Annotated in this window: 12 protein-coding genes and 2 tRNA genes; 4 read left to right on the top strand and 10 right to left on the bottom strand. The window is 48.3% G+C overall.

Going from position 1 to position 17,167, the window contains the following annotated elements; translation table 11 throughout:
* From BGX12_RS05350 to pyrR, 6 genes are all read right to left on the bottom strand, one after another.
* Positions 1-609 (bottom strand): PilN domain-containing protein, encoded by a 609-nt coding sequence (locus tag BGX12_RS05350; RefSeq protein WP_109735051.1) that lies wholly within the window; start codon positions 607-609, stop codon positions 1-3.
* Positions 609-1,754, bottom strand: coding sequence for a pilus assembly protein PilM (pilM, locus tag BGX12_RS05345; RefSeq protein ID WP_109735050.1), 1,146 nt, complete (start codon positions 1,752-1,754; stop codon positions 609-611). Before pilM ends, BGX12_RS05350 begins: the two co-directional genes overlap by 1 nt.
* A gap of 97 nt (positions 1,755-1,851) precedes the next feature.
* Positions 1,852-2,877: a PilZ domain-containing protein gene (locus BGX12_RS05340; RefSeq protein WP_109735049.1), complete on the bottom strand. Its 1,026-nt coding sequence runs from the start codon at positions 2,875-2,877 to the stop codon at positions 1,852-1,854.
* A gap of 3 nt (positions 2,878-2,880) precedes the next feature.
* Positions 2,881-4,194 carry a dihydroorotase gene (locus BGX12_RS05335; RefSeq protein WP_233246269.1) on the bottom strand — a complete coding sequence of 438 codons (1,314 nt, stop codon included), beginning with the start codon at positions 4,192-4,194 and terminating at the stop codon, positions 2,881-2,883.
* Positions 4,181-5,140, bottom strand: a complete 960-nt coding sequence (locus tag BGX12_RS05330) for an aspartate carbamoyltransferase catalytic subunit (RefSeq protein ID WP_109735047.1) — start codon at positions 5,138-5,140, stop codon at positions 4,181-4,183. Before BGX12_RS05330 ends, BGX12_RS05335 begins: the two co-directional genes overlap by 14 nt.
* Position 5,141: 1 nt before the next feature.
* Positions 5,142-5,699 (bottom strand): bifunctional pyr operon transcriptional regulator/uracil phosphoribosyltransferase PyrR, encoded by a 558-nt coding sequence (gene pyrR, locus BGX12_RS05325; protein ID WP_109735046.1) that lies wholly within the window; start codon positions 5,697-5,699, stop codon positions 5,142-5,144.
* 150 nt (positions 5,700-5,849) lie between these two features.
* On the opposite strand from pyrR, the gene BGX12_RS05320 reads away from it, so the two are divergent.
* From BGX12_RS05320 to BGX12_RS05305, 4 genes are all read left to right on the top strand, one after another.
* Positions 5,850-8,672 carry an InlB B-repeat-containing protein gene (locus BGX12_RS05320; protein WP_109735045.1) on the top strand — a complete coding sequence of 941 codons (2,823 nt, stop codon included), beginning with the start codon at positions 5,850-5,852 and terminating at the stop codon, positions 8,670-8,672.
* Between the two features lie 66 nt (positions 8,673-8,738).
* Positions 8,739-9,293: a peptidylprolyl isomerase gene (locus BGX12_RS05315; RefSeq protein ID WP_109735044.1), complete on the top strand. Its 555-nt coding sequence runs from the start codon at positions 8,739-8,741 to the stop codon at positions 9,291-9,293.
* Positions 9,294-9,808: 515 nt separating this feature from the next.
* Positions 9,809-9,881 (top strand) — tRNA-Ala (locus BGX12_RS05310).
* Positions 9,882-10,022: 141 nt separating this feature from the next.
* The gene (locus BGX12_RS05305) at positions 10,023-12,005 is read left to right on the top strand and encodes a M23 family metallopeptidase (RefSeq protein ID WP_109735043.1); all 1,983 of its coding nucleotides are present in this window, start codon (positions 10,023-10,025) and stop codon (positions 12,003-12,005) included.
* A 402-nt stretch (positions 12,006-12,407) separates the two neighbouring features.
* On the opposite strand, the gene BGX12_RS05300 is transcribed toward BGX12_RS05305, so the two are convergent.
* The 4 genes from BGX12_RS05300 to BGX12_RS05285 all read right to left on the bottom strand — a co-directional run bounded on the left by BGX12_RS05300 (position 12,408) and on the right by BGX12_RS05285 (position 17,128).
* Positions 12,408-12,989, bottom strand: a complete 582-nt coding sequence (locus tag BGX12_RS05300) for a 50S ribosomal protein L25 (RefSeq protein WP_109735042.1) — start codon at positions 12,987-12,989, stop codon at positions 12,408-12,410.
* Positions 12,990-13,025: 36 nt separating this feature from the next.
* Positions 13,026-13,097 (bottom strand) — tRNA-Gln (locus BGX12_RS05295).
* Positions 13,098-13,131: 34 nt separating this feature from the next.
* Positions 13,132-14,019: a 4-(cytidine 5'-diphospho)-2-C-methyl-D-erythritol kinase gene (ispE, locus tag BGX12_RS05290; protein ID WP_109735041.1), complete on the bottom strand. Its 888-nt coding sequence runs from the start codon at positions 14,017-14,019 to the stop codon at positions 13,132-13,134.
* A 70-nt stretch (positions 14,020-14,089) separates the two neighbouring features.
* Positions 14,090-17,128 carry a DNA translocase FtsK gene (locus BGX12_RS05285; RefSeq protein WP_109735040.1) on the bottom strand — a complete coding sequence of 1,013 codons (3,039 nt, stop codon included), beginning with the start codon at positions 17,126-17,128 and terminating at the stop codon, positions 14,090-14,092.
* Positions 17,129-17,167 lie beyond the last annotated feature (39 nt).

Here is a 17,167-nt window from a genome sequence, read left to right as displayed (position 1 = left end):
TCATTTCTCCCCAAGGTCTTGGTTCATAACCATCTTGATGGTGAAACTATAGGCTTCTTCCCCATCGACCTTAGTCGTGGAGATTGTCACCAGGGAAACGTTCTGCACACTAACCTGCTTTTCCAACTTGACCATATATTCGGCCACTTCGGAGAAGTCAAAAGTGGTTCCCTTCATTTCCAGGTCCATATTACCGATCTGGTTAATGCTGGTAATCCACATGTTAGGCGGAAGGACGGAGGAGATGTTTTCGAACAACATCACCCATCTTTTCTTGCTCACCTGAATGGACTTCAGGGAGTTAATCTTGGTATTGACCACACCCTGCTTCTTTTCCAGGTCATCAATCTTGGTAAGCAAGGGGCGTTGTTTTTCCACTTCGGAACGAACACGTTCAAGTTCAGAAGTCAAGCCGTTAATGGTTTCGTCAATGTAACTAAACACCATTGAAGCACAGACGATTGCCGCAATAAGAGCAAGCGTCGGCCAAATGGTACGGCGATCAGTTACCCAGGAGAAATCCTTCTGCTTCTTACGGAATTCCGTAGGCAAGAGGTTGATGGAAATCGCAAGGGCGCTTCTCTGAGTAGTCTTTTTCTTAGCAGCCATTAGAATTTCCTCAATGCAAGTCCCAGAGCCGGGGCGTAGATGTTGGACAGGGCTACAGAGATTCCATTTGCACCCAAGACCTTTGCATCACATTCCACAAGGCTGAAAGGATTGACGGTTTCAACTTCCAGACCAGTACGTTCAGCAATAAATTCCTTAAGGCCAGGGATAGCAGCGCCACCACCGCCCAAAAGAATGCGGTTCAAAGACTTGGTATCTTCTGCAGAAGAGAAATAACGGATACCGAAATCGATCTGGGCCATGAGATCTTCGTAAGCATCCTTCAGGACAGCTTCCACTTCGGATTCAGAGAATCCATCCACCACAGCCATGTCACCTGTATCAAAAATTTCGTGACATTTATCGGCACTAATTTCCAAGTTGGAGCAGGTCTTACGAATGACCATATCCAACGAACCACCAGTCATGGCTCGCATGGAATGGAACTTGCCATCCTGCATGAAAGCAACACTCATCTTCTTTTCGCCAATATTGAAAATGGCGGTTGTTGCACTCAGATCGTCTTCCTTTGCTGTTGCAAAGAATGCATTTACAAGACCAAAAATATCTACATCCACCGCCGACGGACGGACGCCACGACGAATGAAGAACTGCGCCCAGGATTCCAGCAGGCCACTCTTTGCAGCCACCACATTGACCTTGACATCTTCATTTTCGCGAGAGACAACTTCAAAGTCCACCACGTTGTCCGTATCATCAAAGGGCGGACGGGACTGGGCGGTCTGAAGGATAATTGCGGCCTCGTTGCCGTTTTTGGGGACCTTCACAGCCAGTCGGTCCACAAGGACACCACCAGCACCAGCACCACAGTTTACAGAAATAACGACATCACAGGAATCATCCACAGGATGTCTCAAAAGGAGCTTATTCAAAGCATCGGCCAGGAGTTCTGCACCGCTCTTTTCGGTCTTGCCGCCTTCACCTTCGGCACCTTCGCCATCGCCAGTCTGGATTTCTCCATTGACGACAGCACCATCCGGAACCTTTTCCAGGTCGGCATCTACCACAATCCTTCCACCGCGGGAATTATGCAACACCTTGACAAGCTTGATGCTGTAGTGTCCAACATCAATGCCGACGGTCTCGCGTTCGCCACGAATTTTCGCAATCAATCCTAAAGCCAAAATAAACTCCGATTGGAAAACATTACACCTAAATTCTACCTTTATAAAAGTCAAATGTCAAGCGAGAATCAACTCTAACTCGTTGAAAATGAACTAGTTAGCTCACTTTTTCCTTTTTTTCCTGGATTTCTTTGTTCTTTCGTTCCTTACTGACCTCAAAAAGATACTGAAGCACACGTTCCTGAGTCCAGCCAAACTTACCCGTAAAGGAAGCGGTCAGGCAGTAAAAATCTGGATATTCCTTGCTTTTCTGTCCAAGATTACGCAGGATTTCAATTTCCACGTTTTCCATACCAAAGCTGGGCAATTCAAATTCGATATGCAGGTGCTGTCCTGGCTCACAGACTACAGGCAAGCCAATCATAATACCGCCTGCAGAAAGATCTATCAAGGCACCGCCAATAACACCTCCATCGGGGAATGCCGCCTTTACCGGAAAAGACACCTGTTCACGAACCCAACGACGGAGCTGACGCTTATCCAGTTCCGCAGAATGAGGAAGAACAAGAGAATCGCCGGTACAGGAACGAACAGTAAGTGGAGTCGAATAAACTGCATCACCGGGACGAGTCCAGCGGACCAGCACCTCCTTCTCAATAAAGAAATTAGCAGGTCCACAGGATCCATCATAAGAGATAGCCCATTCCTTTTCCGTACGCCATACGATCTCAGAATGCTTAAAGACTCTGCCTTCGTCCAAGAACAGGTCGATACGGTCCCCCACATTAAACTGCCTTGTCGAACACACTTCCGTCAAGGGATTGCTCGCGGTAAAGTCCATCTTGTTGCGGATACTTTCTACCGCCTCAACGGTTTCGTCACGAACGGTGAATACATCACGAAAATCGTAAAAATTTGTTACGGCCTTTTCAAAGTGACTGGAAGAATTAATGACAGCGTCCTTGTTTTCAAAGGATGACGCTCTGATCATCTTTTCAAGAGTCCTGCGTTCCTTGTCCGTGAACAAGAAAGCCCTCACCTTATCTTCGAAGGCTTCCGTTCCGAACATCTCGTCATTCTCGCGCTTATAGTTAATGCGGTGAATTTCAATAAGCACCAACAGCACGAGAAACGAGATTACAAAGAACGCAATCCAGACTAATTGAAGCGGATCAGGAATCATAGGCTAGAACTCCGTCCAGACTCCATTGATGAACGTACCCACGATAGAGGAGGAAAGTTCCTGACCCATCAACGGGGTATTGCAGACATGGCCCGAGAAATCCTTGCGGCAAACCACATGAGATTTGGATGCATCCAGGACAACCACATTTGCTTGCTTATCAGAGCCGACTTCATAGGCAGGTTCCGCTTCAACCAAATTAGCGGGAGCGGTAGAAAGCAGTTCGATCGCACGAGCTTCACCAACACGTTCCACAAGTTTGTTCCAAATTGCAGGGAGAGCAATTTCCAGGGACAATGCTCCAGGAACGGAATCTTCGAAGTTCACATCGGCATCCTGACGGAGCACCGGGGTGTGGTTCATGCTAATGGCATTTACTGTACCGTCTACAATGCCAGCCCAAAGGGCTTCCCTATCCTTTGCGGAACGGAACGGCGGCAGAACGTGATAAGCAGAATCCAGAAGTTCCAGGCAGGAATCGTCGAACAGCAGGTGGTAGATGCCAACGTCGCAGGTAACGTCCATGCCGTTCTTACGGGCATTGCGGATCAAGTCCAAAGTTTCGCCACAGGTTACCTGCTTGAAATGCACGGGCACCTGAAGGAAGCGGGCTGCTTCAAGAACGGTAAAGGCCGCAATCGTTTCAGCAATGCGAGGAATGCCCTTCATCCCCAGCATATCGGAATAAGCACCTTCATGAACACAGCCACTCTTACGGAGAGTCTTGTCCATAGGCAGGAAGAAGAAACGCTTGCCAGTCATCTTGCCATATTCCATGGCGAGACGGAGGAATCGTGAATGAGGAATGGCGCCATTGCCATCACCAAAGCCAGCCACGCCTGCTTCAGCTAACTCCATCATTTCGGCTAGACTGTCAGTACCAAAGCCCTTACTATAGGCCCCCAGGAACTTCACATCAAAATCATTTGCGCAGCACTGATCCTTACCGCCAATGTCAAAGCGATTTACCATGGCGGTAAACTTGTCTGCGTCATCAATGGGATTTGCGGAGCTTTCATAAAGGCCGCCGTAGAAACCACCCTTACGCATTGCATCAAAACCGTCTGCGAAAGTATAAACGTCATCGCGGAGAGGTTCCTTAAAATCAAGGCCAAGGCCAAAGAGAGCGGGCATCACAAGAGCGCCCTTGCAATCAACAACCTTTGCAGAAGCGGAAACTTCGCCTGCAGCAAAACCCTTCTGACTATCCAAGACAAGCTGATCGCGAGATTCAAACTTAGAACCAGTCCAGAACTTAACGTTCTTCAGCACCACCTGACTGCAGGTGTAATAATCACGATGATTAAGCATTTTCATTGTTGCGACCTCCAGCCAAAAGGAAGAGAACTGCCATACGGACTGCAACGCCGTTGGTCACCTGATCGAGAATAACGGAATGTTCACCGTCGGCGATATCGGAATCCAGTTCCACGCCGCGGTTGATGGGACCCGGATGCATGATGATGACCTTGTCCTTGCAGCAAGCGAGCACCTCTTCGGTAATGCCAAAGAAGTTGCGGTATTCGCGGGTGCTAGGGAGAAGTGCGTCGTCCATACGTTCATTCTGCAAACGAAGTGCAATTACAGCGTCCGCATCCTGAACAGCCTTCTTCACATCGGTTTCCCAGCTGACGGAGCCAGCCAGTTCGGGATACTGGAGCAATTCGGTATTGCGGGGAACCAAGGTAGACGGACCGCAGAGAGTCACATGTGCGCCCATGGTAGTCATACCCCAGATGTTAGAGCGGGCCACGCGGCTATGGCGAATGTCACCAATGATCGCCACCTTCTTGCCTTCGAGAGTGCCAAGCTTTTCTTCGATGGTGAGCATGTCCAGAAGACCCTGGGTAGGATGTTCGTGGGCGCCGTCGCCAGCATTCACCACAATGGCGTTGCTGTGTTCAGCCAGGAACTTGGGAACGCCAGTTCCCTTGTGGCGGACCACCACGATATCAATCTTCATGGACTCGATGTTGCGGAGGGTATCCACCAGAGTCTCGCCCTTCTTCACGCTGGAACTTGCGGTTGTGAAGTTCACGGTGTCTGCGGAGAGGCGCTTTTCTGCCAGTTCAAAACTGGTGCGGGTGCGGGTGCTGTTTTCGAAGAACAGGTTCACCACGGTCATGCCGCGAAGGCTAGGAACCTTCTTTACCGGGCGTTCCAGAATTTCACGGAACTGTTTTGCATGGTCCAAAATAGTGCGGATGTCCTGCTTGGACACGCCCTGGAGCCCGAACAAATGCTTGATTTGCAAAGCGCTCACTTTAAGCCTCCACTTCTACGAGAGTAACAGAATTTTCTTGATCAATAGGTTCAATCTTCACGCGGACTTCCTGATTCTGGGCTGTTTCAACAGCCAGACCCACGCAGTCAGGGGCAATGGGAAGTTCACGGTGACCGCGGTCCACCAACACGCAAAGACGGATAGCTGCGGGACGTCCAAGATCCAGGATGGCTCGCATAGCAGCCAAGGTGGAACGACCGGTGTAAAGCACATCGTCTACCAGGATCACAGTCTTGCCTTCTACGGAAGCAGGCATTTCAGTAATGCGCATCTCGGTGGAAACGTGCTTGCGGTAATGGAAATCGTCGCGGTAGAATGTTGCATCCAAACTTCCGAATTCCACGGAGCCGCCGAACTTTGCGTCCAAGCGTTCCTTCAGCTTCTTTGCCAGAGGGATACCGCGGCTAGCCATACCGAGGATGACCAGGTCATTTGCGGAAGGATGGATCTTTGCGATTTTTGCAGCCATCTCATCCAAGGCAAATTCCATAGCCTGGGCAGACAGCAATTCACGAATCTTTTTGCAGTTGTCTTTCATATTCTTCGTTGGGTTATAAATCTCTAACTTGCGAAATTAGTTTTTTTTGAAAAATCTCACTACACCCTAGCGGAAAATAATGGGCAAAACACCCCAATATTTTCTTACATTTGCATCGTTACGTTGCCCACGGGGTTAAAAGGAGCTAAAATGAAGATATCAAAGCGCATTGCTGCTGCAGCGTTTTTCCTTGCTACAACATCTTTCGGTTTTCAAGTGTCATTTGATTATTCCGGGATGAGCGGAATTAACTGTGAACTATCCGATGTCACAGCAATGCATTACGACATTCCTGTATACAGCATGTCTTGTTTTACCCCCTCGGACTATACCTGGTCCAGCATAACAATTGAAGGCGATTCAAAATCTTCAATCGTCAAATGTATGGATGGTGGCGGTTGCGCAGTCAACATCGTCGATGACGTCACATTCAAGGTCGGAGTACTCAAAACAGAAGACGCAATCCACATCAAGCAAGAATGGGGCGACCCAGTGTTTTCCGCATCCGTTGGCGAAGTCACTTTTACGGACGAAAGCGGCGAAGTCTATCTGCTCCGTACAACTGCAGGCTCAACAGTATACTACAAAGCCCTTCCCTCCAAAGGACGCTATCTGCAACGTCTATTAGTCATCAATGGAGACGACACTACAAAGGTAGAGACAAGCTCAACGGTCAACACCTACCCCATCACCATCAAGGACGCAGAAACTATCGTTAACACTACCTTTGACAACATAATCTATACCATTATTTATGACGTCAATGGTTCAGAAGACATGAAAAATTTCAGTACATCGTACTCTGCGGCCAGAGATAATGCAACCCTCAGTTCAAAAATTCCTATTCGCAAGAAACACATTTTTACAGGATGGAATTCCAAGAAGGACGGATCAGGAACAACCTACCATCCCAAAGACCAAATAGAGCATCTTTCCTACATTAACTTGGAAGAAGTTAGCCTTTACGCCCAATGGTATGAAGTCAAGGAGCCGAAGAAGGTCAATGGCTGTTACCAAATCAGCAACGCCCAGGAACTTTACGGTTTTGCATACATAGTAAATGGCCTTGACGGTTTTGAACAGGAAGCCCCGGCATGTGGAAAACTTACAGCAGATATTACAATAAACGAGAACGTCCTTACGGCAAAGGACTCGGTTAACCAAGCCCTTGAAAAATCGTTCTTGTCCTGGGTTCCCATGGGCACATCCGAAGTTCCCTTCAGCGGTAGTTTCAACGGAGCAAACCACAGCATTAACGGAATTTACATAAGCGATGCAAAGAACAAGGTTAGTTTCATCAACAACGCAGGCAACTTGACCATCGACAGCCTTACTATCGCCAATTCCTATTTCAGGGGCAAACAGGCAAGCTCCCTTATCTCAACAGTACATGCAAATAGCGAAGTACACATTACCAACACCCATTCCGACAATTTTGTTGTCGGTACCGGCACTGCCAGCGGCATGGTTACCGAAATCCTTGATTATGCAACACTGTCAATGAACGATGTATCCAACAAGAGTTTTATCTCCACCGATTCATCGGCAGCAGGTCTATTACTGTCCACCGGAACGGAATCTGTAACCAGGATTACCAAGGGAGTCAATGAGGGAGACATACTCCACAAAAACAGTTACGGCAGTCCTGCAGCAGGACTTCTAGCAAAATCCCAAAAGGCAAAGATTATCTTCCTAGACAGTTGCTACAATAAGGGTAATATCACCACAACACACGCCCCAGGCTTCAATAACATTATATACACAAATAAGACGCCCTCATTCGGCGGACTATTGGGCGACCTCACAATTGACTCCCTTATTATTTTCAACTCTTACAACGAAGGAGACCTCACCTACGATATTACGCTAAAGTCTAGCGACGACTACAGGCTAAGCGGCGTTACTGGAGGACTTTTCGCCAGAGCAAATGGATTCATAAAGGTATTTAACTCCCATAACAGTGGAAACATAAAGGCCGGCAAAGCGGGAGGAATTGCCGGGTACGCCGAAGGAACCATTGATATTCAGCAAACTTATAACGACGGTAACGTGTATGGACTCAACAATTATGTCAGCGGACTCATCGAATACAATGACGCAACGGGAATTGTAGCCAACTGTTACAATATTGGCACAACCACAATATATAGTCCCTTTAACAAAAAAGATGAACCTGGATACGGATTTTTCGCCGTTACGGAAAACTCCATTGTCATCAAGAATTCCTACGATGCAAGCGATTCTAAACTAATAAAAGAGCATAAACACAACTATTCCGAAGCAGGCGTCCCAACTCTTGACAACGTTTTCTATTACATATACTGGTACCCCACAGGTCAAGAAGTCCAGAACACCCGAAACTCCTACAAGGACGGTCAAATATTCGAAAAACTGTACAACTACATCGAAAAGGACAAAGACGGAAACGTTATTGAAGGCGGTATCAACGGAAAAGTCTGGGGACAGGTTATCGGCAAGGATCCGTACCCATTACTGAATGGCCAGGGTTTAAGCTACGCCGAAGCATATTCATCTTCATCCGAAATGGTCATATCGTCTTCAGAAAGTTCCATCGCATCCTCCTCCAGCGGTACAGAAGAATCATCCTCTTCTATAGACCCGGAATCTTCCTCCGAAAGTACAGTAGATTCCTCTTCATCGGCGGAATCAAACACCGAATTGTCTTCTACATCGTCTAGCAGCAGCACGAGCGTACCTGCAGCAAGCAGCAGTTCGAACAAGCAATCTATCTGGCCCACGACAGTTCCAAAATCATTTGACCTTGTGATCAGAGGGCACAATATACAGATTCGCTCCAATTCTCTAGGAGCCCCCATTGCGGTAATGGATATGCAAGGCAGAGTCATTCACGCAAGCCAAGCGGCATCAACAATAGTGAATTTGACCTTGCTCCACGCGGGAACCTACATTATCACCGTAGGTAAACAATCAAAAATCGTTTCCATCAATTAAAAAAAGGCCCACTTCGGTGGGCTTTTATGTATATTGCGTAAAAAACAACTAAAACAGGAGATTTCCATGGCATTTAATCAGCTGGATAAGCCTCAGGCTGGCGAAACCATCGCCATTATGACCACTAACCACGGCGTGATGAAGTTGCGCCTGTTCCCGGAACGCGTCGGCGAATGCGCTCAGAACTTTATTGACCTTGCAAACCAGGGCAAGTACGACGGAGCTCCGTTCCATCGCATCATCAAGAACTTCATGATCCAGGGCGGTGACTTCACCAACCGTAACGGTACCGGTGGCCACTCCGCCAAGGGTCCGGGCACCACCATCGACGACAAGTACGACGACTGCCTCTCCCACATGCGCGGCGCCCTCAGCTGGGCAAAGACCATGATGCCCAAGTCCATCGGCTCCCAGTTCTTCATCGTCCACGGTGACGACGTCCACTTCCTTGACCACGGCAACCCGAACGTAGGTAACGGTCCCAACGCCGGTTACTCCGTCTTCGGCCAGCTCTATGAAGGCTTCGAAGTCCTGGATGAAATCGCAGGCGTAAAAACAGATCGCCGCGATGCCCCCTACGAAGACGTAATTATCGAATCCGTGAAGATCGAGAAGGTATAAGAGGGCGTTTCGCGCTGAGGTTTGAGGGCGGCTTTATAGCCTAGAACCTTGAGGTCGCCTGCAAGCGCGCTTTGAAGAGGAGATTGCCCGCAGCTACACTTTAAGGTGGTGGGCGGCAAATGCACTCGGAGGACGCGAGACGAAAAAAACGCAGGGTAGAACCTGCGTTTTTTGTTTTTTGAAGGAAGAGGCGTCGTGTTCTATTTAGCGTCGAAATCCAGTACCTAATCGCCATAACGGGATAAAAAAGAAGATTCGTGCAAATTTATCCCGCTATATCAGTCAAGTAGGCATTAATTTAGCCGCATGCGTGAGTAAAAATTACCGCAATACGATCAATCAAACGGTATAATTTTAGCTTTCCCACGCAATTTATACCTTAACAGCAACAAAATTTAGGCAGACAAACGGGATAAAACCATCCCCACCCCCCGCTTTTATACCATTTTTTCAAAAAAAAGCTTTCTTCCCCTTGACAATTCTCAAATTAATTTCAATATTTGGCATACCCTAATGGGGTTATAGCTCAGTTGGTAGAGCGCCTGCATGGCATGCAGGAGGTCAGGAGTTCGACTCTCCTTAGCTCCACTGAAAAAAGACTCGCAGTAATGCGGGTCTTTTCTCGTTTAAATACTACAAAAACCCGTTTTATCGGACTTTCGGAACATAGTCGTCAATAGTCTCTCTTTCCGTTTTGTATATTTTGTTCGAAAGGAAGGATTTGGAAATATGAGTATTTTGTTCAACAAGCTCAAATTCATTACCATATTTGGACTCGTCACTGCAGCAATCTCCTTTGCAGAAGAATGTGACGAAAAAACGATGGATGCATTCGCCTACGAAGACTGCATTGCTGCACAGAATGGCGTCAATGTCGACAACACAGATTTCAGCAAGCGCCCCGCAGCCGGTAAGGAAGCCGCTGCGCCTGAAGCCCCTAAATACAGCCCCTTCGGAAAGACCGCCTATCTGACATCCTCCTTTGGCGAAAATCGCGGTACCCGTTATCACATGGGCATCGATTACTCCACAGACATGGAAGAAGGTTGGGCGGTATACGCTCCGGAAAACGGCTATGTGAAGGAAGTGAAGGTTTCGCCCTACGGATACGGCAAGGTTATGTATTACAAGGGCAACAGCGGAAAGACTTGGGTGTTCGCCCACCAAAGCAGCTTCGGTCCTCACCTGGACTCCCTGGTCATGAAAAAGATGATCAGTTCCAAGAAGAACGACGTTTCCCTCACCCCCAATACCGTTCACAAAAAAGGCGATACTCTGACATTTGCGGGTAGCACAGGCATCGGCAACCCCCATCTCCATCTGGAATTGAAGATGAACGACAACAAGGTGCTTTCTCCTTGCGGCCATGACGTTCTTTGTGCAGACTCCATCGCACCCCAGGTTTTTGCAGCTGCGGCACTCTACAAGAACGATGTAACCTTCACTTCGAAGGAAGCCCTGGAAATGGGCTGCGTAGAAACCCCGATCCAAAACACCTTTGAAAACGATGTCCCCGTACAGGTCGCCTTTAAGATCGTAGACTACAGTAGACTTCCTAAGGAAAACCCCATGGCAGTACGTCGCGTGGACTTGTACCGCTACGACGAAAAAGTTTTCAGCAAGGTTCAGGACACCATCTCCTTCCCCAACTCCATCAAGATTCGTGACGAACTTCTGTGGGCAGAAGAAGCAGACACTCTGGGTGACTGGCATTTCATCAAGGTTGGGCTTCCTCCCCAGTCCACCTACCGCCTGGAAGTGGAAGATTTCAACGGCAACATTACAACCAAGAAGTTCAACCTAAAACCCAACTGCAAGGGAAATGTTCCTTTCGCAAAGACCCACTATCAGGAAACTCCGTTGTTCACGTACCTGTCCAGAGCCATGATCGACTTTAGCAAGTGCGATGCCGGTTTTGATTTCGAAGCCTACGACAAGGACGACAACCTTCTGTCTGGAACGCTCTGCAAGATGTTCCCCAAGAAGTATGCAACCGTAGCAAAGATTGGAGAAATCTTCCCCAGCGTATCTTACATCAAGTTTAAGAACGCAAGCGAAGAAGACAAGATCTACATCCATTACCAGGCAAACAAAGTTTCCAACATCAACTGGAAGGCTCAGGTAGACGGCATGGAAATCCTCCAGAGACTTTCCGGTGTTACAAACATCAGCAACAACGGCAATACAGCTTTGGCTTTTGTGAAGCACCATACTGACAGCTTGGATTACTTTGAATTCCATCCCAAGGGAATGCAATTCTTTGGAAAGTGGGATATTTGCATTGATGAAAATACCGCCAAGGGACCTCTCTACTGGCTTGGCGAAACCAGCCGAAACTGGTTTATCTTCAGCAAGCAGACCAAGGGCAAGAATCGTTGCGCAAGCGCAAATGAACTTCGCGATATTGCAGCCATCGACAACCCCAATCCTCCGACCTTAGGCTTCGCTTATTGGGGTACCACCATCTTCGGCGGGCTCCATGCACCTGCTCTTAAGATTCCCCTGATCTATAAGTACGCTGGTATCGAAAATGGCAACGCAATTACCGCGAAGTACAAGAACAGGTGGATTCCGGTGGAATACGATTCCGAACCAAGAGAACTAATTATTCTGGGCGAACAGCTACCCGAGGATAACGAAACCATTACCATCCAGATTGTGGACGAAGCAGGCCATAAGGCAACCTACGACGTCACCATTCCGGAACTGTAGTACCAACACGTTTAAAAACAAAAAGAGCTCCCGTTTGGGTGCTTTTTTTATTGACGTTATCCGCTTGAACAAGCATACTGCACAAGGTGGCGTACTGCGCGAGCGGTCTTTGCGTGAACAAAAAATCTCTGGAGCAACCTGGCATTTCTGCCAGGGCGTGCGCATATCGTAGGTTCTATACCTCACGTACTGCGCGAGCGGTCTTTGCGTGAACAAAAAATCTCTGGAGCAACCTGGCATTTTTGCCAAGGCGTGCGCATTATCGTAGGTTCCATACCTCACGTACTGCGCGAGCGGTCTTTGCGTGAACAAAAACACCCCTGGTATCAACCAGGGGCGTTTTTGTGAGAGCGAGCGCATTATCGTAGGTTCTATACCTCACGTACTGCGCGAGCGGTCATATTAAGCTTCTTCGGAAGCCTTAGCACCACGCTTAGCAGTGATGTTGAAGATCACCACGCGCGGAGTGCAAGCCAGTTCCACACCTTCAGCCAGCTTGAGATCCTTGGCGTAGAAAGTAGTGGGAGCCGGGTATTCGGAAATATCCATTTCGATCAAAGTCGGGATGTTTGCCGGAGCAGCAGCCAACTGGATGTAGCGGTTCTGCTGAGCGAAGGTACCACCCTGAGTCTTAACGCCAACCGGAAGACCGTTCAGCTTAACAGGAACGCGAACCTTAACCTTGGTGGTTTCGTCGATCTTCAGGAAGTCAACGTGGATGATTTCCTGAGTCAGAGGATCCTTCTGATAGTTATAAACAACAGCAGCATTGCCTTCCTTGCCATCGATGACGAGGTCAAGAAGGGTGTAACGCTTGCCCGGGGCGAGGACCTTACGGAGATCAGCAGCGCTAACGCTGATGTTCACGTTTTCCATACCCTTACCATAATAGGAAGCCGGAATCTGGCCAGCCTTGCGGAGGCGTGCGTTGTCGCGGCTCTTGCCTAACACTCTCGAGGTTGCAACGAGCTTAGTGAGTTCCATTTTATTACTCCATTTGAGTTTAAAGAAAAGAAAACATTGGGATAGCTGGACTCGAACCAGCGAATAACGGAATCAAAATCCGTTGTCTTACCACTTGACGATATCCCAATGGTGGCGCAAATATAGTATTTATGCCAGTATTTTAAAGGGCGGGCACCCAAAAGCGAGTGACTTTTTGATAGCGGGAAATGGATTCCATAGCCTTTGCGGCCTGATTTGCAAGATCTAAAGACTGGAAAATCCCAAAAACAGAAGCTCCAGAACCTGACATCAGGGCGCACTTGGCTCCCAGACGGATGAATTCCGCCTTCATGGACTCCACCAACGGATGCAACGGAAAGACTGATCCTTCAAAAGCGTTGAAGAAGGACGCAGGCTGAAGCAGGAACTCTGCTGCAGAACCGGACTGTGCGGAAGCCTTATAGGCATCCCAACGGGCAGGGCCAGACTTGGCAACTCCTGCGTAGGCATCCTTCGTGGGAACAGCATCCTTCGGGGTGCAAATCAGCAAGTATTGCCCTTCGGGTAGCTGCAACGGACTAATGAAAGTCAACTTTTCGCCAATGCCTTCGACAAAAGCAGTGCCACCACGGACCAGGAAAGGAACATCAGCCCCTAATTTGGCACCAATTGCTTCCAAAGTTTCCGCCGGGAAATCCACTCCCCAGAGTTTATTCAAAAGGCGAAGAGTCGCTGCGGCATCAGCACTGCCTCCACCAAGCCCAGCACCCAGAGGCATGACTTTTTCAAGATAGATGTCAGCACCAAATTTTTCAGCACCAGCAACACCTTGTTCAACTGCATAAGCTTTTAAAGCTACAGCGGCCTTATAAACCAGATCCGACTGGACAGGATATTCCTGCGGGTTATTGTAAGTTAGGACGATTTCACCGTCGTCGCGGACTTCCGCAGAAACAGTATCGCCAGCATCTACAGTCTGGAAAACGGAGCCCAAATCATGGTAACCATCTTCTCGCTTGCGGATTACATCCAGAAACAAATTGATTTTTGAAGGAGCGTATTCTTTCATATTTTAGTAGGAAGTAGACAGTAGGAAGTAGACTGTTGGAAGGAGGGGGACGAAAGGTGATAATTCATATCTATCTAAAAGTTCCAGAGCGTTCCATTTGCATCAGTTCATCCATACCGACCAGCATGGCACGAGGTTTGGAATTTCCCTTGCTGGGACCGCAAACACCAAGACCATAAAGCTGGTCCACAATCTTGCCAGCACGGCTATACCCAACGCTAAAGTGACGCTGCACTGCAGAAGTAGAAAGGCCGCTTACTTCAATAGCCCAGCACGCCACATCAAACAGTAACGGGTCAAGTTTTCCAAGTTGCTTGCCGCCTTCCCCATCATCGTCTTCACCCACACCTTCGGAAACATCGAAGGATTCGACCTGAGGATAGAAGACATTCTGGTTGGAGCAGGCGTCAGCAAGCTTTTCGGCTTCTTCATCGCTGAGATATGCGCCATGAACGCGAACCGGATCCGGGTCATTCACAGCCTTGAACAGCATATCACCACGACCCAGAAGTTTTTCTGCACCCGCATGATCCATCACAGTACGGGCATCAATCTGGGACGCCACCTTAAAGCTAATACGTGTAGGCAAGTTTGCCTTGATAATACCTGTAATCACCTTCACGGAAGGGCGCTGGGTAGCAAGCACAAGATGAATCCCAACAGCACGAGCCTTTGCGGCCAAACGCGCCACGGACTTTTCAATTTCCTTACCGGCAACCATCATAAGGTCAGCCATTTCATCAATGATTACCACAATGAATGGCATGCGATGGCCCTTGTCTTCATCAGGGATACCATCAGGCAATTCACCCGCTTCGTACTTTGCATTAAAGCCACCGATGTTACGAACCTTGGCGGTTGCAAGGACTTCGGTACGACGATCCATTTCATAGCAAAGCCATTGGAGTGCCTGAATGGCAATTTCCGGCTTCGTAATCACGGGAGCCAAAAGATGCGGAATGTTTTCATACATCTTCAATTCCACAGCCTTCGGATCCACCAGAATCATACGAAGTTCGTCCGGAGTCTTACTGAACAGCATACTTGCCATAAGAGCATTGATACAGACAGACTTACCAGAACCTGTCTGACCGGCAATCAGCAAGTGAGGAGCCTTTGCCAAATCCATGGTGAAAGCTTCTCCCGTAATATCCTTACCCAAAGCAACCTGAATTTTTTCGGGAGTCGGAGCAAATTTTTCACTCTCGAAAACATCCTTACTGAAAACAGTCTGGAACTTTCGATTGGGAATTTCGATGCCAACAGCAGCCTTTCCTGGAATCGGAGCCAAAATACGAACGGAAGACACTCGCAACGGCATGGCCAAATCCTCTTGCAAGGCGGTAAAACGGCTCACCTTTACGCCAGGACCAGGTTCCACTTCAAAGCGGGTAATCATGGGGCCGGTTTCACAGCCGATCACGCGGCCCTTCACCTTGAAGTTTTCCAGTTTTTCTTCCAGCATCTTGCCGATAGCATTCAGCTCATCTTCGGTGTAATCCGCAGTTTGAACCTCGTGATCATTGAGAATTTCTGAAATAGTCGGGACCTTATATTCGTCATAAGCAGTAGGTTCACGAACAGGAATGCTCGCCGCCTTCATGGTAGACGCCATACCGGACGGCACAAGGGTCTTATCCTGGAACTCCGGTTCTTCCTGAGGTTCATCCTCGTCGGCGCCATAAACTACAGGGGCGAAAGTATCATCATCGGATTCAGGAGCATTGTCGAATTCCGTCGCAGCGCCATCCCCACCCAAGAGATCCTCTGCGTTCACCACAGGTTGTTCGGAAGCTACTTCCGGAACTTCGTTCTTACGAAGAATATTCCTGCTCAGAACCGTATTTCGCCCCGTAACAGGACTTGCTACAGAAGCTGCCACAGGAGTAGCCACAGGGGTATCCACAGGAGCAGCATCTTCAGCCTGAGGCGGCAAAGTCGATCCTGCTGCATTTGCGACCGCACCTTCACGACGCACATCGCCCTTTACCTGCATACGGCCTTTACGGTCCTTTTCCCAGGCAATCAAATCACCTGCTCTACGAAGGGCGGAAATTTTTTCCTTCACTTCAACAATTTCAAGAGCATTCATTTTACGGCTATTCAAGCGCAAATACTCTTCCAACCTGCGAATTTCAGGATCTTCGTTCTTGTCGTATTCTGCACCAGCCGAGGAAGGTCCTTCGGATGCCATCGTCTGCGGAACTTCGGGTTCCTTGACAAAGGTATCCTTGCCAATATCAACATCTTCACCTGGCATATCGGAAATACTTTCCAGACTCATATCCTGATCTAGCCAGTTTTTCCGTCCATTAAAGGGAGATAGAACTCCTTTACGTTTAATCTTAAATTCGTCCGGTTCCAGAAAAACGGTATTGTCATCCATGTAGATGCCCTTACGGCTGGAAACCGCAGGTTCTTCGACATACTCTTTGGACTTTTTACGACTAGGTTCCACAATGGTAGCTTCGACAGGTTCGGCCTCTTCCACTTCGTCCTTTTTTCTGGACAGCTGAGACGTCATCCATTTTGAGCCCTGAACCAGGAAGCCAAAATGTCTAGGCCTTAGACCAAAGGAAACAATAAGTATTAAGCCAAGGGTAACCACCAAAATTCCAAGAGGAGCCAAGGCAGAGGCCGTTCCAAAGATGGAAACCCACACATTCTGAGTAAAGAACTGTCCAACAAGGCCACCATTGGATAGCAAGACTTCATCAGCCACACGAGTCTCGCCGTAACTCTTAAGAGCAAGCAAAAAAGCCACATTCAAGGTCAATAAGGAAAGACCCACAGAGCAGCGCAGGATTTTACCCGCAAAAGCAAGGGTAACACCCCAGGAAACAAGAGCAAAGGTAAAGAGAATTACCGCAACTTTACCAAACAGAAGGGTAATGGCATGAGGAACGATTCCGCCCAGGTAAGGGCCCAACCAATTGCCATTTTCCCCACTATAGACAGAACTGATACATCCTAAAAGAAGGAGAGCACCGATTGCCAGCAAAAACCAACCAGCAATAATACGACCAAACCCCTGGTCGTCAGCCCCTTTTACTCCCCCGGATTTCGGCTTTGAAGCTTTCTTAGCCGTTTTCTTTTTTTGAGTAGCCAAATCGCCTCCGATTTTTACTTCTCAAATATAGTCTATAAT

The organism is Fibrobacter sp. UWR4 (assembly GCF_003149045.1).
Classification (GTDB): domain Bacteria; phylum Fibrobacterota; class Fibrobacteria; order Fibrobacterales; family Fibrobacteraceae; genus Fibrobacter.
The sequence above is the reverse complement of the archived record's forward strand: the minus strand, read 5'-3'. Positions and strand labels throughout refer to the sequence as shown.